The sequence below is a fragment of the Enterobacteriaceae bacterium Kacie_13 genome, from assembly GCA_013457415.1.
GTDB lineage: Bacteria > Pseudomonadota > Gammaproteobacteria > Enterobacterales > Enterobacteriaceae > Rahnella.
The window spans coordinates 377,175-401,788 of the sequence record CP045665.1 but is presented as its reverse complement, the minus strand read 5'-3'; the positions used below and the strand labels follow the sequence as shown (position 1 = coordinate 401,788).

Here is a 24,614-nt window from a genome sequence, read left to right as displayed (position 1 = left end):
CAGATTATGGGCAAGATTAAACGGCGGCTCGAGAAACAGACAGAACGCGAAGCGCGGTATCGTCCGCGCTTAACCCCCCCGGTGAAGAACTGGAGTGGCGATTTACCTGAGCGTGCGGAAGACTGCGGTTTTCCGCCGAAACTGATTTGGCGGAATGAGCTCAACGATGTATGGATGGAGATCCCGCGTTATGTGAATTTTGGTTGGGGAGGGATGTGGCCAGCGTCATTTTTACCATTCATCGTTCCGATTTCTTTAATTATCTGCATATTACAGCCTGGTATGATTACCTACCCTCCCGGATTATTAGCGTTAAGCATTGGCATATTGATTTCATCGTCCTTTGCCATATACCAATTAAAATCTCTTCTTTTTGAACCTCGTGGCGCACCTGTCCGTTTCAATCGTAAGCGGCAGAAAGTCTATGTTTACGAATTCAAGAAAAGCTTCTTACCCTGGAAGCGCTGGCATCCTGTGATTAAGGTGTTTGACTGGGCCGACATTCACGGCGAGTGGGTGATGATGCGGGGGCATGCTGACTGGGGACACCGTATCTACTGCGCGGTCTGCAAACCCGGCACACTGGAGGTGGTGGATCGCTTTATTCTGACCTGGACCGTTGGCGGAACGGATACCGCGGGGGGCTTATGGAGTTTCTGCCGTCACTACATGGAGAAAAAACCGGTACCGACTGCGCCGGTGTATCCTGACAAGCCCCGCGACTGGACGCCGTTTAAAACGGTTCAGTGGCCTGCGGATGTGGATAGCGAATCCAGTACAGCACCGGAATGATCTTGTTGATAACGAGGGATGACAGATTATGGGCAAGATTAAACGGCGGCTCGAGAAACAGACAGAACGCGAAGCGCGGTATCGTCCGCGCTTAACCCCCCCGGTGAAGAACTGGAGTGGCGATTTACCTGAGCGTGCAGAAGACTGCGGTTTTCCGCCGAAACTGATTTGGCGGAATGAGCTTAACGATGTATGGATGGAGATCCCGCGTTATGTGAATTTTGGTTGGGGAGGGATGTGGCCATTATCGCTTTTACCCGCCATCGTCCCGATCTTTTTTCTTTTTTTTGTATTCCAACCTGGAGTTGCTTCTTATACAGCAGCATTATTTTTATTTGGCATTGGTATTGCTGTCTCATTATCATTTTTCATCTATACCCTCAAATCAGTTCTGTTTGAACCTCGTGGCGCACCTGTCCGTTTCAATCGTAAGCGGCAGAAAGTCTATGTTTACGAATTCAAGAAAAGCTTCTTACCCTGGAAGCGCTGGCATCCTGTGATTAAGGTGTTTGACTGGGCCGACATTCACGGCGAGTGGGTGATGATGCGGGGGCATGCTGACTGGGGACACCGTATCTACTGCGCGGTCTGCAAACCCGGCACACTGGAGGTGGTGGATCGCTTTATTCTGACCTGGACCGTTGGCGGAACGGATACCGCGGGGGGCTTATGGAGTTTCTGCCGTCACTACATGGAGAAAAAACCGGTACCGACTGCGCCGGTGTATCCTGACAAGCCCCGCGACTGGACGCCGTTTAAAACGGTTCAGTGGCCTGCGGATGTGGATCGCGAATCCAGTACAGCACCGGAAGGATCTTGTTGATAACGAGGGATGACAGATTATGGGCAAGATTAAACGGCGGCTGGAGAAACAGACAGAACGCGAAGCGCGGTATCGTCCGCGCTTAACCCCCCCGGTGAAGAACTGGAGTGGCGATTTACCTGATCGTGCGGAAGACTGCGGTTTTCCGCCGAAACTGATTTGGCGGAATGAGCTTAACGATGTCTGGATGGAGATCCCGCGTTATGTGAATTTTGGCTGGGGAGGGATGTGGCCAATGATAATTTTATCCGCCCTACCGCTATTTATTAGTGTTTATTTTCTTACTTTGCCGGGTGTTATATCAGACATGCGAGGATGGCTTGTTTTTGGTACTAGTACATTCTTTTCATTGTCGTTTTTTACATACTTCCTAAAAATGATTTTATTTGAACCTCGTGGCGCACCTGTCCGTTTCAATCGTAAGCGGCAGAAAGTCTATGTTTACGAATTCAAGAAAAGCTTCTTACCCTGGAAGCGCTGGCATCCTGTGATTAAGGTGTTTGACTGGGCCGACATTCACGGCGAGTGGGTGATGATGCGGGGGCATGCTGACTGGGGACACCGTATCTACTGCGCGGTCTGCAAACCCGGCACACTGGAGGTGGTGGATCGCTTTATTCTGACCTGGACCGTTGGCGGAACGGATACCGCGGGGGGCTTATGGAGTTTCTGCCGTCACTACATGGAGAAAAAACCGGTACCGACTGCGCCGGTGTATCCTGACAAGCCCCGCGACTGGACGCCGTTTAAAACGGTTCAGTGGCCTGCGGATGTGGATCGCGAATCCAGTACAGCACCGGAAGGATCTTCCTGAGATCCTTTTTGCTCTGCGAGTAATTTCTTGCTCTGTAAACGAAAAAACCGCCAGAAGGCGGGTTGGTTCGGTAATCCCCCCGAAAAACCTGAGCTAAATAGTTTTCGGATAATGATCGATAGTCGTCATTATATTCGTTATTTTCAAGAGGAATTTTTGTACTGTGCTTATCCAAAAGATCGACCACTTTCACTGCATGGTTATCAATAAGGTTTATTCTTTCCTTGCGTTTCGGCCTCAGCACCATAAAAATATGTTTTGTATCAGCCTGCTTTGAATGGAATAGCATGTTTGCAAGCCATCCAATATAATTAGAAAATGTAGTCAACCGGTTATAAGATGTTTTGGATGATACTAAATTCTCTTTATTAATGACGGGAGAAAATCTTGCTCCTTCTGTTTTACCTGACGATGGCATTTTCTTTCTCAGAGAATTAAGAAGAAATGTAAAATTCACTTCTTTTAATATTGCACTACGATACTTAGCCAGTCCAGTTATTCCCTCCACCTCATTCCTCTCGAGAAATGCTCCCCGCTTACATCTATCCTCGATGTTGATATCAAGAATATCCATAATTTCATAAAAGAGTTTAATATGTTCAAATTCTTTATAACAGGTGTTAGCAGTATCAGAGCGATTACAATGATAAAGGGTTACAAACAGATTGGGATAATACATGGGCAATAAATCATCACCAAAAAAAATGGAGTAGTTTTCACCTGAATTAAACGGGAATCGTTTAATATTCATCTGAACCCCCTTAACAATCTTACAAGGTAGTTCATAACCGGATTTAAAGACAAAAAAAACTTACGAATATTTATAATATCTATTCGTAAGTTTCAATTAATGTTCTAATTTTAAATGAGTATTTTGTAATTTTTTACAAAATCTACTCTCTGGTAAACGCTAGAACGGGATATCGTCGTCGAAATCCATTGGTGGTTCGTTGTTCTGTGCTGGCGCGTTGTTTTGCGCAGCCGGACGAGCCTGCTGGCCGCCGCTGAACTGGTTACCGCCTTGTGGCTGCTGAGGCTGACCCCAACCGCCCTGCTGGCCGCCGCCTGCTGCCTGACCGCCACCTGCTGGCGCGCCGCCGCCGCTTGCACGACCGCCGAGCATCTGCATGGTGCCGCCTACGTTAACGACGACTTCGGTGGTGTATTTTTCAACGCCAGCCTGATCGGTCCATTTGCGGGTTTGCAGTGCACCTTCGATGTAAACCTGAGAACCTTTCTTCAGATATTCACCGGCAACTTCGGCCAATTTGCCGAACAACACTACGCGGTGCCATTCCGTTTTTTCTTTCTGCTCGCCGGTGGCTTTGTCACGCCAGCTTTCGGAAGTCGCCAGTGTCATGTTAGCCACTGCGCCGCCGTTTGGCATGTAGCGGATTTCTGGATCTTGTCCGAGATTACCGACGAGAATAACTTTGTTTACGCCTCTGCTGGCCATGTGGATTCTCCTGATGATGTATGTCGTGGTTGAAACCACAATCCGAGGTGTGGAAGGTCACACTTTGCAGCATTATAACCATAAAACGATACCTTCGTACCATGGATGTCTAAGGTTGCGGCATTCTTTCCAGATTGTTCAGCAAACGTTCCGCTGTTACATCGAGTACTGGATATACATTCAGGTTTCGGGGTGGCATAGACTGTGATTTGTGTCATAATTGCGCGTTACGTTCTTCTCTGTGCCCGATTCGCTGACCGGCGCGATGCAACATTTTCCGACGGTCACCGGCACGGTGAGCTATCAAGTTAATCCGGGAATGATGAATGGATAAGATCGAAGTTCGGGGCGCACGCACCCATAATCTCAAGAATATCAACCTGATTATCCCGCGCGACAAACTGATTGTTGTCACCGGCTTATCGGGATCTGGCAAGTCCTCTCTGGCGTTCGATACACTGTATGCCGAAGGCCAGCGCCGCTACGTTGAGTCGCTGTCTGCCTATGCACGCCAGTTTTTATCCTTAATGGAAAAACCGGACGTCGACCACATTGAAGGTCTGTCTCCGGCGATTTCGATTGAGCAAAAATCCACATCGCACAACCCGCGTTCAACCGTCGGGACCATCACGGAAATCCACGACTACCTGCGTCTGCTGTTTGCCCGAGTGGGAGAACCGCGCTGCCCGGATCATAATGTTCCGCTGTCAGCTCAGACCGTAAGCCAGATGGTGGACAACGTGCTGGCGCAGCCGGAAGGCCAGCGTCTGATGCTGCTTGCCACGATCATCAAAGACCGTAAAGGTGAGCACACCAAAACGCTGGAAAATCTGGCCTCGCAGGGCTATATCCGTGCGCGTATCGACGGCGAGGTCTGCGATCTGTCTGATCCGCCGAAGCTGGAACTGCAGAAAAAACACACCATCGAAGTCGTGGTTGACCGCTTTAAAGTACGCGAGGATTTACAACAGCGCCTGGCGGAGTCCTTCGAAACCGCACTGGAGCTCTCCGGCGGTACCGCCGTGGTCGCCGATATGGATGACCCGAAAGCACCGGAAATGTTGTTCTCGGCGAACTTCGCCTGCCCGATTTGTGGCTACAGTATGAGCGAGCTCGAACCACGCATGTTCTCGTTCAACAACCCGGCCGGTGCCTGCCAGACCTGTGACGGTCTGGGCGTGCAGCAGTTCTTCGATCCGGAACGCGTAGTACAGAACCCGGAGCTTTCACTGGCCGGTGGCGCAATCCGGGGCTGGGATCGCCGTAACTTCTATTATTTCCAGATGTTGCGCTCTCTCGGCGAGCATTATGATTTTGATGTGGAAGCGCCTTACAACGAACTGAGCAGTGACGTGAAAAACGCCATCCTGCACGGTTCCGGCAAAACCACCATAGAATTCAAATACATTAACGATCGTGGTGATACGTCGATTCGACGTCATCCGTTCGAAGGCGTGCTGCACAATATGGAGCGCCGTTATAAAGAGACGGAATCCAGCGCGGTGCGTGAAGAGCTGTCGAAATACATCAGCAACCGTTCGTGCGCATCTTGTAAAGGCACACGTCTGCGGGAAGAAGCGCGTAACGTATTTGTTGAAGAAACCACGCTGCCGGAAATCTCTGATTTCAGCATCGGCCATGCGATGGATTTCTTCCGCAATATGAAACTCAGCGGTCAGCGCGCGCAAATCGCCGAGAAAGTGCTAAAGGAGATCGGCGATCGTCTGAAATTCCTGGTGAACGTCGGCCTGAATTATCTTTCGCTTTCCCGTTCAGCAGAAACGCTTTCCGGCGGCGAAGCACAGCGTATCCGTCTGGCGAGCCAGATCGGCGCCGGGCTGGTGGGCGTCATGTACGTACTGGATGAGCCATCTATCGGCCTGCATCAGCGCGACAACGAACGTCTGCTTGAAACGCTCATCCACCTGCGTGATCTCGGGAATACCGTGATCGTGGTGGAACATGATGAAGACGCGATCCGCGCCGCTGACCATATCATTGATATCGGTCCGGGCGCGGGGGTTCACGGTGGCCGTGTGGTTGCCGAAGGTACAGCCGACGATATCATGGCGCAGGAAGATTCCCTGACCGGCCAGTTCCTCAGCGGCAAACGTGAGATCTCAGTGCCCGCCCAGCGCGTGCCTGCCGATGCCACCAAAGTGCTGAAACTCTCCGGTGCCAAGGGCAACAACCTGAAAGACGTGACGCTGACGCTGCCGGTAGGGCTGTTCACCTGCATCACCGGTGTGTCCGGTTCAGGCAAATCAACGCTTATCAACGACACGCTGTTCCCGCTGGCTCAGCGCGAACTGAACGGCGCAACGCTGGCCGAAGCGGCGCCATACCGTGAAATTGAAGGTCTGGGGCATTTCGATAAAGTTATCGATATCGACCAGAGCCCGATTGGCCGTACGCCGCGATCTAACCCGGCGACCTACACCGGCATTTTCACGCCGGTTCGTGAACTGTTTGCCGGCGTGCCGGAATCTCGTTCACGCGGCTATACGCCTGGGCGTTTCAGCTTCAACGTCAAAGGTGGCCGCTGCGAAGCCTGTCAGGGCGACGGCGTGATCAAAGTGGAAATGCACTTCCTGCCGGACATTTATGTGCCATGCGACCAGTGCCGTGGTAAACGCTATAACCGCGAAACGCTGGAAGTAAAATATAAAGGCAAGAGCATTCACGAAGTGCTGGAAATGACCATCGAAGAAGCCCGTGAATTCTTCGATGCGGTGCCTGCACTGGCGCGTAAACTGCAGACGCTGATCGACGTTGGCCTGACCTATATCTGCCTCGGCCAGTCAGCGACCACGCTGTCCGGCGGTGAAGCCCAGCGTGTGAAACTGGCGCGAGAGCTTTCCAAACGCGGCACCGGTCAGACACTGTATATTCTTGACGAACCGACCACCGGCCTGCACTTTGCTGATATTCAGCAATTGCTGGAAGTGCTGCATCAGCTGCGCGATCAGGGCAACACCATTGTGGTGATTGAACACAATCTGGACGTGATTAAAACCGCGGACTGGATTGTCGATCTCGGGCCGGAAGGCGGCGCGGGCGGCGGGCAAATTCTGGTCGCCGGTACGCCGGAAACCGTGGCGGAGTGCAAAGAATCGTACACCGCCCGCTTCCTGAAACCGCTGCTGAAACGCCATCGTCAGCAGGCGAAGAAAACCGCTTAATCACTACGCAAAAGGCCTTCCCGATTGGGAGGGCCTTTTAGTTTTCAGTGGAATATCTGCCGCATTTTATTTTCCGGTCTTACAGCCCAAAACCGGTTCTGATTCGGGTGATCACATTCTCCAAAGAACCGCGCATATTCAGCGATTTCAAGTCGATGTTCTCATCAGGCAATCGCTTGAGAAAACGCTCCATGTCTGCACGAATACTTTCGGGAATGGCGACCGTGCGTCCTGTCAACTGACCTGATAAGCGGATAACATCATTGCGATGCTTACTCACCACCCTTGAATCAATTTGTTCTCCTGCTTCCTTACGGCCTGAAAGATCCAGCCACGCATTCATTTTAAAAGGAATTAAACGATCTGCACCGATATACGAGAGTAACTCCGTACGCTGAAGCCCTGCCCTGAGGAATGCATAATAGTCTTCATCGAGCAGAATCGCGGAGAGGCTGGAGACACCTTCATCGTTTGGTATCCGGGTAATCTGCGCGTCTTCCGGATGTTGAATTCCTTCAGGAGAGCGTGAGAAGAGTTCAATCTGGACGGGGAAACTGGCGTTTGCCGGCTTCTGAAATCGATAGAAAATAGGTTTTCCTTCACCCGTCTGACGGATCTCGTAGTTGCCAGACTTGATAAATTCCCAAAACAGACCCACAAAAGCTGGGGTAAGGGTCTCGATGATAAGAACGATATCAAGATCTTTTGTCACCCGGAAATCTTCACCTGCCTCATCCATGGTGATCCAGGACGCGACGCCACCTATGAGAACATATTGATCCTGATGGTCTTTAAAATGCTCGCCAAATAATTTTAATCCCCTAATGTCATCCATGAGTATTTTTCCTTAAATTCACTCAGAGCCAGTTGGACGCGTTCGTCCTGATTATCTTTCAAAGTCAGATAAAGCGATATTTCATCAACGATATGCGAAGACGCTTTAGGGCTCTGATAGGTCCAGATCTCAACCATCGCCATGGCTTCATCCACATGAGTCACTTCCTCAATTTTTCCATTTTTTAGCAGCGCGGAAAATACTTTTTGAGTCATCGCAAACACCGGCCTGGCAACACCTGCCAGCATTGTATATTCAGCCAAAGCGCTATCTCCGGCGAGGCAAATCCCCTCCTCCAGTGGCGGTATTTTATTAATCCAAACGGTCTTTTTGACCGGGCTACGCATCTTCGCCAATGCTCTTTGAAAGATTTCCGTTCGAGACATATTCAGCGAATAGAAACGGGTCGAAAAATCTCGCTTTTCTGTTAAGGTCAGAAGCCCAGATCCGGTAAGTTCAGAAATAGCTTTGGAAAGCGTCACTCGGCTGTACTTGTATTTACCCATCAACTTTTCTGCCGTGTAAATGGCATCAGGTTCATCAAGAGATTTATCAAATAAAAACTGGATTAGCATGGCCTGGGTGGCCGGTGAGAAATCGTTGTCTTCACCGATACTTTTTTTCCTGCTACGAAACGCTTCACGCAAATCCATTGCCAGTTCAGGAACAAAGAACTGTTTCCTGATAGCAATAAAATTGATGTGATGAGCAATCAGGCTGCGGCGTTCAGCCAGACTCAGACTTTCACTAACGTAGACGACGACCTGACCGGTGGTTTTTTCAATGACAGAAAGGCGTTTTCGAAGCGCGACAATCCCCGGATACTCGTCATCACGCTGCACAGCTGCCAGCAAGGTTAGAGGCTCTTCACCGGGGACTTGGATTCCCAATTCGTAGAAACGAAATGCTTCCTGCAAGTTAAAGGAAACATTAAGTTTAATTTCTATAAATGTGGTGCTAAAACCGAAGATAGATTCAAGGTATGCGACGAGCTGGGTGGTTTTCACTTTCTTTACCGCCAATCGTGTAAAGCAACTTACATCAGTGTAAATCTGATAAGTTATCATGTCAAAAAATGACTTTACACTATAACCTTTCTTCGATGAATACTGTCAACAACACCACCCCCGTGGCGTTGTTGATCACCTTACTTAAAAATCTTCTGCACAAATTCAATATAAGCCGGGCGCCAGACGTCCATTTCGTGGCCAAGATTCGGGTATTCGTGGTAATAGAATTTAATCTTTTTCTCTTCAAGCTCAGATTTCAGCCCCGCAATATCTTTGCCCGTCACTACATCTTTTTCCCCAACGACGACGGTGAAGTTTTTCAGCTGCGCGTTGATTTTCTCCGGTTCAGCGAAGCGTTTTGCCACGTCCGCATTCGGGACCGTCGTCGTGCTGACACCGCTGAACGTCGCCAGCCAGCCAAACTTGTCAAGGTGTGTCATCCCGCTGACCAGCGTCTGATATCCTCCCTGCGAAAGCCCGGCAAGCGCGCGTCCGGGGGCATCATCACGCACGCGGAAGGTGTTGGAAATCAGCGGAATAATATCACCGGTCAGTTCTTGGTCCGCTGCAGCGGCATTGCGCGGATAGAACTCTTTACGGCGATCTTTGGTAACGTACTCCTCGGGGACAATGCCTTTGGCATCGGTTTCGGTGTCAGGGATGACCACTAACATTGGCGCGATTTTTTTCTCCGCCAGCAGGTTATCCATGATTTGCGCAATGCGCCCCTGATCCAGTGCCGAGCGGCCGGTATCGCCAAAGCCGTGATAGAAATAGAGCACCGGCAGCGGTTGCGACGCATCGGTATAGCCCGGCGGTGTCCAGACGGCGACCTGACGTTCTGAGTTCAGCGCCGCCGAATGGTAGGTCAGCGTGCGCACTTCGCCGTGCGGGACGTTTTTCACATCCAGAATGCTGCCCGGCACCAGAATCAGGCTGGTGTTCACCTGACGCTGCGGTTTGGGCATCGCGCTGCCCGGATCAGCGATACGCAGGCCATCCACGTTAAAGAAATATTCATAAAGATCAGGTTTTTGAGCCTCCGATGTCCAGCTCCAGACGCCTTTATCGTCCTTGACCATCTGATGCGGAATGTAGGTCACCGGCGTCGAACCGGTCACCACGTCCACATGCTCCGCCGTCGGGGCGTAAAGGCGGTATGTGATGGTGAGATCAGGATTCACGGCGGTGATGTAAGTCTTCGCAGGAGACGATGCGTCAGGATCCTGCGGCAGGCTTTGCGCGAACGCGGTCAGGGGGAGCGGCGCGCTGAGCGCCAGAATCAAAAGCGTGGCAAGATTCAGCCGGTTACGGGTCATCATCCTTTCCTTCTGGGTTGGCGTGAGCAGGCGGACAACCTGTCCTGAAGTAACTCACTGTTTTTGCACAACTCTCAGAGTAGGTTATTTTTACCGCAGGTGAGCGTGATCGACGTCACTGTTTAGAGGATACCGCTAAGGAATGCAGCTGTGGAAGCGCGCTGAGCCGCTCAAAAGCAAAATCCCAGAAGGTGCGGACTTTACGCGGCATCTGTTGCACCTGCTGCGCCACCAGCTGAACGGGCAGTGGCAGCGGTTCGAACTCCGTTAACAGCCGTACCATGTTGCCGGCCTGCAAATCGTCCATCACCTGATACGACAGCAGCCGCGCAATACCCTGACCGCTGCGTACAGCCAGCAACTGAGACTCCACATCATTGGATAACAGACGGGGCGTAAGGCGCACGCGCAGGTCGTCCTCGTGCGGCCCGAACCGCCATTCGCTGATCTGCGTTCGCAGCGTGCCCATAATGGTCTGATGCCTGGCCAGTTCCGACGGGTGCTGTGGCAGACCGTACTCAGCCAGATAATCCGGGCTGGCGACCAGCACGCGGGTCACTTCCGCCACCTTGCGCGCTACTTTGCCCGAATCCTCCTGATGCCCGATGCGCACCGCCAGATCCAGCCCTTCGTCGATCAAATCCAGATTGCGGTCGTTGAGCATCATCTCAACCTGTATGTCCGGGTTCTGCGCCAGAAACGCCATCACCAGCGGCGCAACGTGTTTACGGCCGAACTGCACTGGCGCGGTTAACCGCAACAGGCCGCTGAGCTGGGTTTCAGCGGTATCTTCGACGGCGTCCTGATACTGGCTGAGCAGCGCCCGCGCTTTTTCAGCCAGACGTGCGCCCGCTTCGGTCGGCGCGAGGCTGCGCGTAGTACGCTCGATCAGCCTCGCGCCAAAGCGATGTTCCAGCGAGGAGATGGCACGGGTGATCGCCGGAGGGGAACGGTGAAGTTTACGGGCGGCTTCTGCCAGGCTGCCATACTGAAGTACAGCGACAAAAATCGCCATTTCGTCCAAACGATCCATAGATTCTTCCACAAAGTGAAACACTCAATTTCAATCTTCGTGGATCACAATCATTTAACGCAAGAGTAATCTGCAATGACTGCCACAGAGGAGAAAATTTATGTCCGCCATTCAGCTCTACAGCACGCCGTTTTCAGGCCACTGCCATCGCGTTACCCTGCTGCTCGACATGCTCAGTTTGCCATTTGAGGTAAAAGAAGCGCAGGCCGATGTGCGGAAATCCGCCGAATTTTTGCACCTCAACCCGCTGGGGCAAATTCCGGTGCTGATCGACGATGAACATGTGATCACCGACAGCAATGCGATTCTGGTGTACCTGGTCAAGCGTTACGCACCGGACAGCCACTGGCTGCCGGAAGATCCGCTGAAAGCGGCGGAAGTACAGAAATGGTTGTCCCGCGCCGCCGGTGAAGTGCGCTTTGGTCCAGCCTCTGCGCGCATGGTGAAACAGTTCTCTGCACCGGAATCGCTGGAGAGTGCGCTGGCAGTCACCGCAAAATTCCTGCCGCAGCTGGAAAAACACGTTGAGACGCATGAGTTTCTGGCCACCGAGCGCGCTACCATCGCCGATCTGGCCTGCTACGCGTATGTGGCCACTGCGCCGGAAGGCGGTATTTCGCTGGCACAGTATCCTGCGATTCAACGCTGGCTGACGCGCATTGAGAGCCTGCCAGGCTTCACGCCGCTGCCCGCTCTGCCGCTGCCAGAAAACGAGAAGTAAGCGCCATGAAAAATCCGTTCCATGCCGGCGAACGTCAGGCGCAGGCGCTGGCCGGTTTCGACGTTGTCGCGCATGGGATACGCGAGGCAATGCCGGAGCAGCATCAGCTGTTTTTCGCCGCGCTGCCATACCTGTTTATCTCAACGCTGGATGAAAACGGCTGGCCGACGGCTACATTGCTGAGCGGCCCCGCCGGTTTTATCCGTGTGCCAGACGACGGTCATTTGCGGGTGAACGCACCACGACGGGAAGACGATCCCACGCTGGCTGTATTGCAGCCGGGAAAACAGATCGGTGCGCTGGGGATCGATTTTTCCAACCGGCGGCGCAATCGCGTCAACGGCAGGATCGGACGAATGGACAAAAACCGGATCGAGATCATCGTCGATCAGAGTTTTGGTAACTGTCCGCAGTATATTCAGATCCGCAAACTGACCGACGTACCGGTCAGCAAACCGCTGGCACTGCGGGAAGATATGACCGGGCCCGATGATGACGCCCGTGCGCTGATTGCGCGTGCCGACACGTTTTTCATCGCCAGCCACGCGCCCGATGGCGCAGATGTGTCGCATCGCGGCGGTCAGCCGGGCTTTGCTCATCTGGTGGGCAACCGGCTATGGGTTCCGGATTATCGTGGCAATAAGTACATGAACACGCTGGGGAATCTGCTGGCGGAACCCCGCGCCGCGCTGCTGTTTATCGATTTCGACAACGGCGACATTTTGCATATTCAGGGTACGACGCAGATCCACTGGCAGCCAGATGAGATACCCGTTCCGGCAGGCACTGAACGCTACTGGATGCTGGATATCACCCGCCTGTGGCGTTTTCGCTCCGCGCTGCCGTGGCGCGCAGGCACTGTGGAGTACTCATCCGCTACGCTGAACACCGGTCACTGGCCGCGTGAATCAAAGTCCTAACTCGTGACGCACCGTCTCCGGCAGGCCGGAGACCACCAGCTGATAGGAACCGTCAATCAGATAATAAAACTGGGAGTCCGCAAGCGCCCCGTCCAGATACACGGTATTCCAGTGCGCTTTATTGAGATGGTCGCCAGGTACAATTTCAGGGTGTTTGGCGCGCAACTGCTCCGCCAGCTCCGGGCTGGTTTTCAGTGAAATCGCTTCTCGCCCGTCGACGTCACACACCATGGCGAACATTGCGTCGCCCACTTTGACCTGATTTGCACCGCGCTGATTTTCAACACTTTGCTCCGCACCGGGTTTTCCCATGCAGTAAGTCAGCAGTTCCGAAATAGTCATGTTTGGGTTTCTCCTTGTAACGTGATAACGATTCGGCGCTGTCCACCGTCGATCCGGTGTTCGCCGAGCCAGATCCCTTGCCAGGTGCCGAGCAGCAACCTTCCTCTGGAAACGGGCAGAACTAATGATGCACCGAGTAAGGATGATTTAATGTGACCCGGCATGTCATCGCAGCCTTCGTAATCATGCTCGTAGGGCGCATTCTCCGGCACGCTTCGCATGAAGTGTTGCTCCATGTCGAACCGCACCGTCGGATCACAGTTTTCATTGAGCGTCAGCGAGGCCGACGTATGCTGAATGAACAGATGCAGCAGGCCGGTTTGCACCTCGCCGAGCCGCGAAATTTTGCCGACCACTTCGTCAGTGATCAGGTGAAAGCCCCGCGATTTCGCGCCGAGCGTAATAATTTGCTGATGCCACATAGGATTTCCCAACACTTTGCCTGCGTAAAATTCAACTGTAGTAAGTGTGCAGCAACATGACGAAAAATAAAGGCGGAAGGCGTAAAGAGCGGTAAAGACAAAAAAAGGGCTGACATTATTGTCAGCCCTTTGAAGGAATTTCTGCCGGGAATCATTGAACGGCGGCGAAGGCTTCAGCCACCTGTTTCACGTTGTGGTGATTGAGGCCAGCCATGCAGACGCGGCCGCTGGCTATCAGATAAACGCCGAACTCTTCACGCAGACGAATCACCTGTGCTTCGCTGAAACCGGTGTAGCTGAACATCCCGCGTTGTTGCAACAGGTAGTCAAAGTTACGGCCCGGCAAGGCGGTTTTCAGGGTATCGACCAGCGTGTGGCGCATTTCCAGAATACGGGTGCGCATCTTCTCGACTTCGGCTTTCCACTGGGCATTCAGCGCGCTGTCGCTCAGGACTTTGGCGACCACTTTCGCCCCAAAATTCGGCGGGCTGGAGTAGTTGCGCCGCACGGTCGCTTTCAGCTGACCCAGCACGCGGCCTGCTGCTTCGCTGTCTTCACAGACCACGGATAACCCGCCGACGCGCTCGCCGTACAGGGAGAAAATTTTCGAGAACGAGTTGCTGACGAAGCAGTTCACGCCAGCCGACGCCATCGCGCGGATGGCGTAAGCATCTTCATCAATGCCTGCACCAAAGCCCTGATAGGCAATGTCGAGGAACGGGATCAGCTCGCGCTGTTTGGTCACGTCTATCACCTGATCCCACTGCGCTGGCGTCAGGTCAGAACCGGTCGGGTTGTGACAGCACGGATGCAACAGCACGATGCTTTGGGCTGGCAGAGTTTTCAGGCGGTCAATCATCGCCGCGAAATTCACGCCCAGTGTTTCCGGGTCATAGTAAGGATATGTGTGAACTTTAAAGCCCGCGCCACCAAAGATAGCTACGTGGTTTTCCCATGTTGGGTCACTCACGTAAACCTCTGAATTCGGGAAGTAAAACTTCAGGAAGTCTGCACCCACTTTCAGTGCGCCGGAACCGCCGACGGTCTGAATGGTCGCGATACGCTGTTGCGTCAGTGCCGGATGCTCAGCGCCAAACAACAGTTCCTGAATGCCAGCGCGGTAAGCGGTGAGCCCTTCCATTGGCAGATACACTGACGCGGCCTGCGGCCCGGCGTTCAGCTGATTCTCTGCGCTTTCGACCGCCGCCAGCTGTGGAATAATACCCTGCTCGTCGTAATACAGACCGATGCTCAGGTTCACTTTGTCTTGTCTTGGATCGGTTTTAAAGCTTTCCATCAGCGACAAAATCGGGTCACCGGCATAGGCATCGACATGTTGGAACACGGTATACATCTCCTTGGTTTGATTAAGTAGCGCGGCGATCGCCCCCTTTCGGCAGCGGATCGACACTGTTTCACAGACTATCAAAGTTCGTTAAAAAAGATGAGAACTATGTTGTCATTTTTCGGGCACCGCATGGCAGCGGCGTCAGACGCTGTAACGCCCCGGACGGTGGTTCATCGCGATAATCAGGTTCACAATCACCGCACCCAGAATAGAGGCGATCAGCATTTCATAGCTGACCACAAACAGCGACGCCAGCACGATGCAGCAGTCCACGCCCATCTGCAATTTGCCCGCGCGGATGCCGTATTTATCCTGCAGAAACAGCGCCAGAATATTCACACCGCCGAGGCTGGCTTTGTGTCGAAACAACACGATGAAGCCGATGCCCATAATGACGTTACCGAACAACGTGGCGTAAAACGGCTGGAGATGATCAAAGTGAACGAACAGCGGATGCAGATCGGAAAACACTGACACCAGTGCCACGGCGCTGAAGGTTTTCAGCGTGAACTGCCAGCCCATGCGACGGATAGAAAGATAGTAGAATGGTAAGTTGATGATAAAGAAGGCCGTACCGAAAGAGACCTGCGTCAGATAGTGCGCCAGAAACGCCATGCCAGCCGTGCCGCCGGTCAGCGCGCCAACCTGACGCAGCATCACTACTCCAAAAGAGACCATCAGCGTACCGATCACTATCGCCAGCACGTCTTCGAGAGCCGAATGCGCGGTACGCGGCTGTGCCACCGGTTTTTCAAAATTATCAACACTTGCCATAAATTCACATTTCCCCGAAAAATAACCACCAAAACAGTTTTAGTGATAATTCATGAGATATGAATTCAAGGCAATAATGACGCACGGAATTTGCATTAAAAATCGAAAATAAGATTTTTAGTGGCGTTAATTATTCTTTACATGCACAAAATGCGCATTTTAATTAATATTTATGCACCCTAAGAGTGAGTTTGCACCAAAATAAATCACCATAATAGTGCGTAAAAATAACAGTCATAAAAATTCAGGAAACCGTTAATAAGCCGTTTTCTTTTAACCGGTTAAGCACAACCGATGTTTTTACATGAGCCACACTTTTATGCACTGAAAGGATTTGGCTTATCAACGTACTTAAACCGGCTAAATCTTTCACCGCAACTTTTAATAAATAATCGGCGTCGCCCGTGGTTTTGTAGGCATCAATGATGGCATCGACTTCTCCAAGCATACTGTGGAAGGAATCCACCTGCGCAGGCAAATGATTGATTAATCGAACTTCAATCAGTCCAATCATTCCCAGGCCGACGGCTTCAGGGGCCAGACGGGCGTGATAACCGAGGATCAACTGCGCCTGTTCCAGCCCGATACGGCGGCGGGAGCATTGGGAGGCGGATAAGCCGACCAACTCGCTAAGTTCCTGATTGGTAAGTCTTCCGTTCGCTTGTAATAACGTCAAAATCTTCAGGTCGTAATCATCAATGCTATACATGGTACTTTTCCTGTCGTTTTATTTTTTGTTTATCGTTATTAACACTGCAAGAACTATTCCTGTTGCAGAGGCTAAATACTTATCGGCTGTTTTTTCTTATACTTGCGCAGATCAATAGCAAAAACAAAATGATTTCACCGCAAGGAAAGAATAATGAAAAAGATCTTCACCTCTCTCGCCGTGCTTACCCTGTTCCCCACTCTGGCTCTGGCAGACTCAACGTCTTCACGTCTGGAACGGGTTATTCAGAAAGGCTCTCTGAATGTCTGCACCACCGGCGACTACAAACCTTACACATTTTTGAAAGAACCGGGCCAATACGAGGGCATTGATATTGCGATGGCCGAGTCGCTGGCGGCAAGTCTGGACGTGAAAGTCAATTGGGTGCCGGTGACGTGGAAATCGCTGATGGATGAGATGTCCGCCGGGCATTGCGATATCGCGATGGGCGGGATTTCGGTCACGTTGAAGCGCCAGCAAAAAGCCTGGTTCGCCAACGTATTGGATCAGGACGGGAAAATCCCTCTGGTGCGCTGCGAAGACGTGCGTAAATACCAGACTGTTGAACAGCTGAACAAACCCAACGTGCGTCTGATCGAACCGGCGGGCGGCACCAATGAAGCCTTTGTTCACAGCCATCTGCCAAAAGGCGCGCTGACGCTGAGCGATAACGTGACCATCTTCCAGAAACTGGCGGATAAGGAAGCGGACGTGATGATTACCGATGCGTCCGAAGCGCTGTATCAGCAGAAACGCTATCCGAAACTGTGTGCAGTAAATCCGAAAAAGCCGCTGCAATATGGTGAGAAAGCCTACATGCTGCCGCGTGATGATCTGAGCTGGAAGATGTACGTCGACCAGTGGCTTCATCTGAGTAAAGCCACCGGTGAGTATCAGCAGGTGGTCAGTAAATGGCTGGCGGTGAAGAAGTAAGGCGGTCAGTCGCCAATATAATCACGGCTGACTCGCTCGCTTAACTGCGTGATCAGCTCGTAAGCACTGATGCCGGTAACCGCCGCAACGCGTTCTGCCGGTAAATCCTTGCCCCAGAAAATGACTTCATCGCCGACGTTGTCCGTCGCGTCCGGCCCTAAATCTACGGTAATCATGTCCATCGATACCCGCCCGGCAATCGGCACAATGCGGCCATTCACCAGCACCGGCGTACCGTTTGGTGCGCTGCGCGGATAACCGTCCCCATAGCCCATGGCCACCACGCCGAGGCGCGTATCGCGATCGCTGGTCCAGGTGCTGCCGTAACCGACCGGCTCACCGGCGGCATGTTCGCGCACGGCAATCAGGCTGGAAGTAAGCGTCATCACCGGTTGCAGCCCAAAATCACTGGCGTCACCGGTTTCCATCGGCGAGACGCCGTAGAGAATGATGCCCGGGCGCACGAGATCAAAATGTGATTCCGGCCATAGCAGGATGCCACCGGAGGCCGCTATGGATTTCAGTCCTGCTTTGCCTTCGGATACCTCATGGAAACAATGCATCTGTTTTGGCGTGGCGTCGCTTTGTGGCTCATCTGCACGGCAGAAATGGCTCATCATATTGACCGGCTGAACCACGTTCGGACAGGCACTCAGGCGCTGATAAAACGCGTCGGCCTGCGCAGGCTGAACACCCAGACGGTGCATGCCGGTATCGATTTTCAGCCACACGTTCAGCGGCTGCGCCAGCTGCACATTTTCCAGCGCCTCTAGCTGTTCGACACTGTGGACGGCGGTATGCAGCTGATGTTCCACCAGCAGCGGTAATTCGCTGGCGGAGAAGAAGCCTTCAAGCAGGAGAACCGGTTTAACTATCCCGGCTTGGCGCAGCGACAGCGCTTCGCTAAGGCGGGAGACGCCGTAAAAATCAGCGTCTTGTAAGCTGTGCACCGTCTCTAAGAAGCCATGCCCATAAGCGTTTGCTTTCACTACTGCAACCAGACGACTTTGTGGTGCCAGTTGACGTACCCGTTGCAGATTGTGTCGCAGAGCGCGGCGATCAATGACAGCCGTAGCCGCTTTCATTTTTAGTCCTTTGAATGAAATTAAGAGTTTCTGATAGCGGGGTTGAGAACCCAACCCCGCCAGGCCTCCCCTTCTGAAAGGGGGGATAACGTCAAAAACAGGGAGGTTAATCCTCGTCGTATTGCGGGCCGCCGTAGTTATCGAAACGCGAGAACTGGCCGTTGAATGTCAGTCTTACCGTCCCGATTGGGCCGTTACGCTGCTTACCGAGGATGATTTGCGCGATGCCTTTCTCTTCACTGTTATCGTGATAAACCTCGTCACGATAAATGAACATGATTAAGTCGGCATCCTGCTCGATGGAGCCGGATTCACGCAAGTCGGAGTTGACCGGGCGCTTATCTGCACGTTGCTCCAGGCTTCGGTTCAACTGCGACAGCGCCACCACTGGTACCTGCAATTCTTTCGCCAGCGCTTTCAGCGAGCGGGAGATTTCGGCAATTTCAAGCGTACGGTTATCGGACAGGGCCGGAACGCGCATCAGCTGGAGGTAGTCGATCATGATAAGGCTCAGGCCGCCGTGCTCACGGAAAATTCGGCGCGCGCGCGAACGAACCTCCGTCGGCGTCAGGCCTGAGGAGTCATCGATATACATGTTCCGTTTTTCAAGCAGAATCCCCATGGTGCTGGAAATACGCGCCCAGTCCTCGTCATCAAGCTGACCGGTACGGATTTTGGTCTGATCGACGCGGGAAAGCGACGCCAGCATACGCATCATGATCTGGTCACCGGGCATTTCAAGACTGAAAATTAAGACCGGTTTATCCTGCATCATCGCGGCGTTTTCGGCGAGGTTCATCGCAAATGTGGTTTTACCCATCGACGGCCGCGCCGCCACGATGATTAAGTCAGATTTCTGCAAACCAGCAGTTTTCTTATCAAGATCAGCATAACCGGTTGAGACGCCCGTCACGCCATCGTGCGGACGCTGGAACAGTTCTTCGATACGGGAAACGGTGCTTTCCAGAATGCGGTCAATACTTTTCGGGCCTTCATCTTTGCTGGCGCGGCTTTCGGCAATCTGGAATACGCGGGATTCGGCTAAATCCAGCAGATCTTCGCTGCTGCGGCCCTGCGGATCATAACCGGCATCGGCAATTTCATTGGCGACGGAGATCATTTCACGCACTACAGCGCGTTCGCGTACGATGTCAGCATAGGCGCCGATGTTAGCCGCACTTGGTGTATTTTTTGAGAGTTCTGCCAGATAGGCAAAACCGCCGACCGAATCCAGATCCCCTTTCTGTTCCAGAGATTCAGACAGCGTAATCAGGTCGATCGGTTTGCTCATTTCCAGCAAACGCTGCATTTCGGTGAAAATCAGGCGATGTGGCCGGCTGAAGAAGTCATTGCTGACCACGCGCTCGGCGACGTTATCCCAGCGTTCGTTGTCCAGCATCAGCCCGCCCAGAACGGATTGCTCGGCTTCCAGCGAGTGCGGCGGCAGCTTGAGGCCTTCCATCTGGCGATCGCGGGTTTCGTTCTGTTGAAAGGTCGGTTTTTTTGCTGCCATCTGTGGATTACTTCCTGCTCTAAGCGCCTGTTTTGTGAGCGTCGGGCTTCTTAAAAACCAAAGCCAGACTAGCGCGTTAGTATAGGTTGTCATGTCTCATTTCAAAAGGGTATTAACCGGCTGTGCCTAAAATCTGGATTGTCGCGGGCATTTAGCCTAGGGTTGAAAACAGACTCCATCACGAGGGAAAAGCATGGCCAAGCGCATCCAGTTTTCTGAAACAGGTACACCTGACGTTCTGCAATACGTTGATTATCAGCCACAAGATCCACAGGCCGGTGAAGTTCAGGTCGAAAACAAAGCTGTCGGCATTAATTATATTGATACCTACGTCCGCAGCGGCCTGTATCCGCCTGCCAGCTTCCCCGCGGGTTTAGGCACCGAAGCGGCTGGCGTGGTCACCAAAGTCGGCAGTGCCGTCACCGGCATCAAACCGGGGGACCGCGTGGTGTACGCCCAGTCAGCCCTTGGCGCTTACAGCGAAATTCATAACGTGCCTCAGGAAAAAATCGCCATTCTGCCGGACGCCATTAGTTTCGAGCAGGCGGCGGCGTCCTTTCTGAAAGGGCTGACGGTGTATTATCTGCTGCGTCTGACCCACAAAGTACAGCCGGGCGAAACGATTTTGTTCCATGCCGCAGCTGGCGGAGTAGGTTTGATTGCCTGTCAGTGGGCAAAAGCGCTGGGCGTGAAACTGATCGGGACCGTGGGTTCTGACGAAAAGGCGGAACGCGCGAAACAGGCCGGTGCCTGGGCAACTATCAATTATCATAAAGAGGATATCGCTACCCGCGTGGCAGAGTTGACGAATGGCGAGAAGGTCGGCGTGGTCTACGACTCCGTCGGCAAAGACACGTTTGAGAAGTCGCTGAACAGCCTTAAACGTCGCGGCTTGCTGGTAAGTTTCGGTAATGCGTCCGGGCCGGTAAAGGGCGTGGATTTGGCAATTCTCAATCAGAAAGGCTCACTGTTCGTGACGCGCCCCTCCCTCAATGGGTATGTGACTAACCGCGAGGAGCTGGAGGAAGCAAGTAGCGAATTGTTCTCACTGATCGCCAGCGGCGCAATTGAGGTAGAAGTCAGCGATGCACAGAAATTCCCGCTCTCCGAAGCCAAACGCGCGCACGAAACGCTGGAAAGCCGCGTGACGCAAGGTTCGAGCTTACTGATTCCGGGTAAATAATCAGTCCACTGAATGGTAGACGCAAAAAAGGCTTCCACTGGGAAGCCTTTCTTACTGTCTGATCCAGACGACCTCTGATTTCAGACGGGTACTGCCGTAGGGTACTGCAAGGTAAATCCGAAGGGCGGTGTCACTTATGCGACTATTGTATGCCTCATCGGACTTGATGAATTCAGTTCGTGGTCTGCTGACCATGTATGAATCTTATCCTAACAGTCACCCATGTTAAAAAATATGATTTATAACCGTTGACCGCACATTCTGATCCAGCTTGTGATCGCTAGCACATAAGTAAAAGTTATCTTTGTAACGATTACATTTTTATGTGCACAGCATTGCGTTATTAATCGTCGTAATTTCATGATGTTATAGAGGCCACTTATTGACTTCAAAAATCATGGTAAACGGCGGTGACGGTATTTAGTGGCGTCCGGCCTGATATAAGCGCGATAAATCCAGACGGCGATCACGGCCAAAACCAACCATGGCAACATTTTGATAACAATCGCCAGGAATCCCCCCAGCATCATCAGAGCAAACGCCACGATCAGTGCAACCGCCATGCCCAGCAGAGAGACGCCGGTCAGCATCAGCATAAAGAAAAAGCCAAGCACAAAAAGAATTTCCAGCATCGGGTGCTCCTTAATAAGCGAATTGCATTAGGACTTGATGTCATAACACCTGTTCACTATTACAAGAAACGTGCCAATAAGAGGCATGAGTTATTACATTGAATATTAAGAAGAAAATAATTCGCAGGCACGAACGGCCTGCGAAGACATAGTGGATTTGACTAACAGATAGCCAATTTACTCACGACTTAAGCCTGCGCAGTGGCTTCCTGGGATTGATTCACCATTGAAAGTGCCTGCTCGACCACATCAATGCCCGCGCCCGCTTTATGCGCATTTTCACTAAGATGACGACGGAACTGACGCGCCCCCGGCACGCCCTGGAACAAACCAAGAATGTGGCGGGAAATATGGCCGAGATAGGTACCTTTGCTCAGCTCCGCTTCAATGTAGGGATACAGCGCGCGGATAATGTCCGGGCCGGTTTTCAACGGCACTTCTGAGCCAAACAGTTCGCGATCCACGTTCAGTAACATGCCCGGATTCTGATAGGCTTCGCGACCCACCATGACGCCATCCATAAATTGCAGATGCGTTTTAGCCTCTTCCAGCGTCTTGATGCCGCCGTTAATCGCCATCGTGAGATGGGGGAAATCACGCTTAAGCTGATACACCCTCGGGTAATCCAGCGGCGGGATTTCACGGTTTTCTTTCGGGCTCAGACCGGAAAGCCACGCTTTGCGAGCATGAATGATAAACGTATCGCATCCGCCGTTTTCAGAGACCTGACGGATGAAATCACACAGGAATTCATAGCTGTCCTGATCGTCGATGCCGATGCGGGTTTTGACGGTGACCGGGATCGACACCACGTCGCGCATCGCTTTGATGCAGTCAGCTACCAGCGACGCCTGCCCCATCAGACAGGCACCGAACATGCCATTCTGCACACGATCCGACGGGCAGCCGACATTGAGGTTTATTTCGTCATACCCGCGCGCTTCGGCGAGTTTCGCGCAATGCGCCAGATCGGCCGGGTTGCTGCCACCGAGTTGTAGCGACACCGGATGTTCTTCCTCGCCAAAGCCGAGATAATCGCCTTTACCATGAATGATCGCGCCGGTGGTCACCATTTCGGTGTACAGCAGCGTCTGGCCGGTCATCAGACGATGGAAATGGCGACAGTGACGATCGGTCCAGTCAAGCATTGGCGCAACGGAAAAACGCTGAGCGGAATACGGCATGGTTTGAGGCATTGCGTGTTGAGTTTCTGACATCGACCTGACATTCGCTGAAGGAGTTCGTGGCGCTCCCTCCGGCGCAGAGGCCAGAGGGAATGTAATCGCTGATTATACCACAGAACAAAGATTCGGCATCCGATGCGGTTTTAGCGGGGTTGGGCCGCCGCTTCTGCCTTGCGCTCCGCATCCGTTCTGCTGAGCTGTTGTTCGAGCACTTCCAGTGTGACGCCGCGCGTTTCCGGAACGTTGCACTGAATGAAAATCCAGCCTGCCAGACAAATCACCGCGTAGATAAAGAAACTGCCAGCGGCGCCCAACGCGGCGTTCATCAGCGGGAAGGTATAAGTCAGGAAAAAACAGGCAATCCACAGCGCCAGTGTGCCGACCGCCATCGCATTGCCGCGCACGCGGTTGGGGAAGATTTCAGACAATAGCACCCAGGTCACTGGCGCGAGCGTCATGGCATATATCGCAATAGCGACCAGCACCAGCAGCAACACAGGTAAGCCCATCACGCCGAAGGTATAAGCCAGCCCGATCAGAACATAAATTACCGTCAGGCCCGCCGAACCTAACTGCATCAGCCGACGTCGGCCAATTTTGTCCACCAGCGGCAGCGCCAGTAAGGTGAAAATCAGGTTGATAAGACCGGTGGCGACAATGAATTTCAGCGTGTCGTTGATATCAAACCCGGCAGACGCAAAAATCTCCTGCGCATAATTGAAAATCACGTTAATTCCGCACCATTGCTGGAAAACCGCCAGCACGATCCCCATCAGCACTATCGGCCTGATGCGCGGTTCCCACAGCGCCGAGAACGGTACTTTCTGGTTTTCAGAACCCAGCGAGCGGCGGATATCCGCCAGTGTCGCACGGGCATAACCGGCAGAACCGATACGGCTCAGCACCTTTTCCGCCTGCACGTATCGGTTGGCTTTCGCCAGCCAGCGCGGGGATTCTGGCACCACAAACATCAGCGCCAGAAAGGCTGCGGCGGGGATCGCTTCCGCGCCAAACATATAGCGCCAGCCGGTCTGCCCGTTCCAGCTTTGCAGAATGTCAGCCTGGGCGGCAGCGGATGCCACGGGTTCGGCAATCATCAGGTTGATCAATTGCGCCGCCAGAACACCGAGGACGATGGTCAGTTGGTTGACGGCAACAAAGCGTCCGCGTTTTTCAGCCGGGCTGATTTCAGCGATGTAAACCGGTGCCAGCGCGGAGGCCAGACCTATCCCAACACCGCCCGCAATGCGCCAGAACACAAACGCATTGAAGCTGAAAGCCAGCGCCGTACCGATCCCTGACGCGGTAAATAACACAGCGGCGATTATCAGCGGCAGGCGGCGGCCAAACCGGTCAGACAGCGAGCCTGAAATGGCCGCACCGAGCACGCAGCCCAGCAGCGCGGAGCTCATCGCCCAGCCTGACATTGCGGCATCGGTGATACCAAAATAGGCCTCGTAAAAGGGTTTCGCTCCGCCGATCACCACCCAGTCATAACCAAATAGCAGTCCGCCACAGGCTGCGACCAGACAAATCATCCATACGTAGGGCATATTCAAAGCATGAGAGTCAGACATCATCATT

The 24,614-nt window shown here is 52.8% G+C and carries 24 protein-coding genes; 8 read left to right on the top strand and 16 right to left on the bottom strand.

The window, feature by feature from the left end; translation table 11 throughout:
• Positions 1 to 6: 6 nt before the first annotated feature.
• The 3 genes from GE278_01805 to GE278_01795 are packed head-to-tail and all read left to right on the top strand — an operon-like array spanning position 7 to position 2,429.
• Positions 7 to 792, top strand: coding sequence for a hypothetical protein (locus GE278_01805; protein QLK59588.1), 786 nt, complete (start codon positions 7 to 9; stop codon positions 790 to 792).
• A gap of 28 nt (positions 793 to 820) precedes the next feature.
• Entirely contained in the window at positions 821 to 1,615 is a 795-nt protein-coding gene (locus tag GE278_01800) for a hypothetical protein (protein QLK59587.1), read from the top strand.
• Positions 1,616 to 1,634: 19 nt separating this feature from the next.
• Entirely contained in the window at positions 1,635 to 2,429 is a 795-nt protein-coding gene (locus tag GE278_01795) for a hypothetical protein (protein ID QLK59586.1), read from the top strand.
• On the opposite strand, the gene GE278_01790 is transcribed toward GE278_01795, so the two are convergent.
• The gene (locus GE278_01790; GenBank protein ID QLK59585.1) at positions 2,362 to 3,180 is read right to left on the bottom strand and encodes a hypothetical protein; all 819 of its coding nucleotides are present in this window, start codon (positions 3,178 to 3,180) and stop codon (positions 2,362 to 2,364) included. The genes GE278_01795 and GE278_01790 overlap by 68 nt on opposite strands.
• Positions 3,181 to 3,339: 159 nt before the next feature.
• A complete protein-coding gene (gene ssb, locus GE278_01785) occupies positions 3,340 to 3,885 on the bottom strand; it encodes a single-stranded DNA-binding protein (protein ID QLK59584.1) in 546 nt (181 codons plus the stop codon).
• A gap of 326 nt (positions 3,886 to 4,211) precedes the next feature.
• Here ssb and uvrA point away from each other — a divergent pair, with 326 nt between their 5' ends.
• Positions 4,212 to 7,067: an excinuclease ABC subunit UvrA gene (gene uvrA / locus GE278_01780; protein QLK59583.1), complete on the top strand. Its 2,856-nt coding sequence runs from the start codon at positions 4,212 to 4,214 to the stop codon at positions 7,065 to 7,067.
• 79 nt (positions 7,068 to 7,146) lie between these two features.
• Here uvrA and GE278_01775 read toward each other — a convergent pair whose 3' ends face one another.
• From GE278_01775 to GE278_01760, 4 genes are all read right to left on the bottom strand, one after another.
• Positions 7,147 to 7,902 (bottom strand): hypothetical protein, encoded by a 756-nt coding sequence (locus tag GE278_01775; GenBank protein QLK59582.1) that lies wholly within the window; start codon positions 7,900 to 7,902, stop codon positions 7,147 to 7,149.
• Positions 7,881 to 8,909, bottom strand: a complete 1,029-nt coding sequence (locus tag GE278_01770) for a hypothetical protein (GenBank protein ID QLK59581.1) — start codon at positions 8,907 to 8,909, stop codon at positions 7,881 to 7,883. Before GE278_01770 ends, GE278_01775 begins: the two co-directional genes overlap by 22 nt.
• Before the next feature lie 140 nt (positions 8,910 to 9,049).
• A complete protein-coding gene (locus GE278_01765; protein QLK63159.1) occupies positions 9,050 to 10,231 on the bottom strand; it encodes an esterase family protein in 1,182 nt (393 codons plus the stop codon).
• Positions 10,232 to 10,346: 115 nt separating this feature from the next.
• A complete protein-coding gene (locus tag GE278_01760; protein QLK59580.1) occupies positions 10,347 to 11,264 on the bottom strand; it encodes a LysR family transcriptional regulator in 918 nt (305 codons plus the stop codon).
• 100 nt (positions 11,265 to 11,364) lie between these two features.
• Here GE278_01760 and GE278_01755 point away from each other — a divergent pair, with 100 nt between their 5' ends.
• The gene (locus GE278_01755) at positions 11,365 to 11,985 is read left to right on the top strand and encodes a glutathione S-transferase (GenBank protein ID QLK59579.1); all 621 of its coding nucleotides are present in this window, start codon (positions 11,365 to 11,367) and stop codon (positions 11,983 to 11,985) included.
• A 5-nt stretch (positions 11,986 to 11,990) separates the two neighbouring features.
• Entirely contained in the window at positions 11,991 to 12,905 is a 915-nt protein-coding gene (locus GE278_01750) for a pyridoxamine 5'-phosphate oxidase (GenBank protein QLK59578.1), read from the top strand.
• Here GE278_01750 and GE278_01745 read toward each other — a convergent pair.
• From GE278_01745 to GE278_01725, 5 genes are all read right to left on the bottom strand, one after another.
• A complete protein-coding gene (locus GE278_01745; protein QLK59577.1) occupies positions 12,894 to 13,247 on the bottom strand; it encodes an MmcQ/YjbR family DNA-binding protein in 354 nt (117 codons plus the stop codon). The genes GE278_01750 and GE278_01745 overlap by 12 nt on opposite strands.
• On the bottom strand, positions 13,244 to 13,669 hold the full coding sequence (locus tag GE278_01740) for a YjbQ family protein (protein ID QLK59576.1): 426 nt from the start codon (positions 13,667 to 13,669) through the stop codon (positions 13,244 to 13,246). Before GE278_01740 ends, GE278_01745 begins: the two co-directional genes overlap by 4 nt.
• A 151-nt stretch (positions 13,670 to 13,820) precedes the next feature.
• On the bottom strand, positions 13,821 to 15,014 hold the full coding sequence (locus GE278_01735; protein QLK59575.1) for an aminotransferase class I/II-fold pyridoxal phosphate-dependent enzyme: 1,194 nt from the start codon (positions 15,012 to 15,014) through the stop codon (positions 13,821 to 13,823).
• A gap of 144 nt (positions 15,015 to 15,158) precedes the next feature.
• Positions 15,159 to 15,791 carry a YitT family protein gene (locus GE278_01730; GenBank protein QLK59574.1) on the bottom strand — a complete coding sequence of 211 codons (633 nt, stop codon included), beginning with the start codon at positions 15,789 to 15,791 and terminating at the stop codon, positions 15,159 to 15,161.
• 244 nt (positions 15,792 to 16,035) lie between these two features.
• The gene (locus GE278_01725) at positions 16,036 to 16,500 is read right to left on the bottom strand and encodes an AsnC family transcriptional regulator (protein ID QLK59573.1); all 465 of its coding nucleotides are present in this window, start codon (positions 16,498 to 16,500) and stop codon (positions 16,036 to 16,038) included.
• Positions 16,501 to 16,653: 153 nt separating this feature from the next.
• On the opposite strand from GE278_01725, the gene GE278_01720 reads away from it, so the two are divergent.
• Entirely contained in the window at positions 16,654 to 17,433 is a 780-nt protein-coding gene (locus GE278_01720) for a transporter substrate-binding domain-containing protein (GenBank protein QLK59572.1), read from the top strand.
• Between the two features lie 5 nt (positions 17,434 to 17,438).
• Here GE278_01720 and alr read toward each other — a convergent pair whose 3' ends face one another.
• Positions 17,439 to 18,518, bottom strand: coding sequence for an alanine racemase (alr, locus tag GE278_01715; protein ID QLK59571.1), 1,080 nt, complete (start codon positions 18,516 to 18,518; stop codon positions 17,439 to 17,441).
• A 106-nt stretch (positions 18,519 to 18,624) separates the two neighbouring features.
• Positions 18,625 to 20,031 carry a replicative DNA helicase gene (gene dnaB, locus GE278_01710; GenBank protein ID QLK59570.1) on the bottom strand — a complete coding sequence of 469 codons (1,407 nt, stop codon included), beginning with the start codon at positions 20,029 to 20,031 and terminating at the stop codon, positions 18,625 to 18,627.
• A gap of 193 nt (positions 20,032 to 20,224) precedes the next feature.
• Here dnaB and GE278_01705 point away from each other — a divergent pair, with 193 nt between their 5' ends.
• Positions 20,225 to 21,214, top strand: coding sequence for an NADPH:quinone reductase (locus tag GE278_01705; GenBank protein QLK59569.1), 990 nt, complete (start codon positions 20,225 to 20,227; stop codon positions 21,212 to 21,214).
• 395 nt (positions 21,215 to 21,609) lie between these two features.
• On the opposite strand, the gene pspG is transcribed toward GE278_01705, so the two are convergent.
• From pspG to GE278_01690, 3 genes are all read right to left on the bottom strand, one after another.
• The gene (gene pspG / locus GE278_01700; protein QLK59568.1) at positions 21,610 to 21,846 is read right to left on the bottom strand and encodes an envelope stress response protein PspG; all 237 of its coding nucleotides are present in this window, start codon (positions 21,844 to 21,846) and stop codon (positions 21,610 to 21,612) included.
• A gap of 188 nt (positions 21,847 to 22,034) precedes the next feature.
• Complete coding sequence (gene dusA / locus GE278_01695; protein QLK59567.1) at positions 22,035 to 23,042, bottom strand: tRNA dihydrouridine(20/20a) synthase DusA; 1,008 nt, start codon at positions 23,040 to 23,042, stop codon at positions 22,035 to 22,037.
• A gap of 131 nt (positions 23,043 to 23,173) precedes the next feature.
• Positions 23,174 to 24,613 carry a sugar porter family MFS transporter gene (locus GE278_01690; protein QLK59566.1) on the bottom strand — a complete coding sequence of 480 codons (1,440 nt, stop codon included), beginning with the start codon at positions 24,611 to 24,613 and terminating at the stop codon, positions 23,174 to 23,176.
• Position 24,614: the final 1 nt, after the last annotated feature.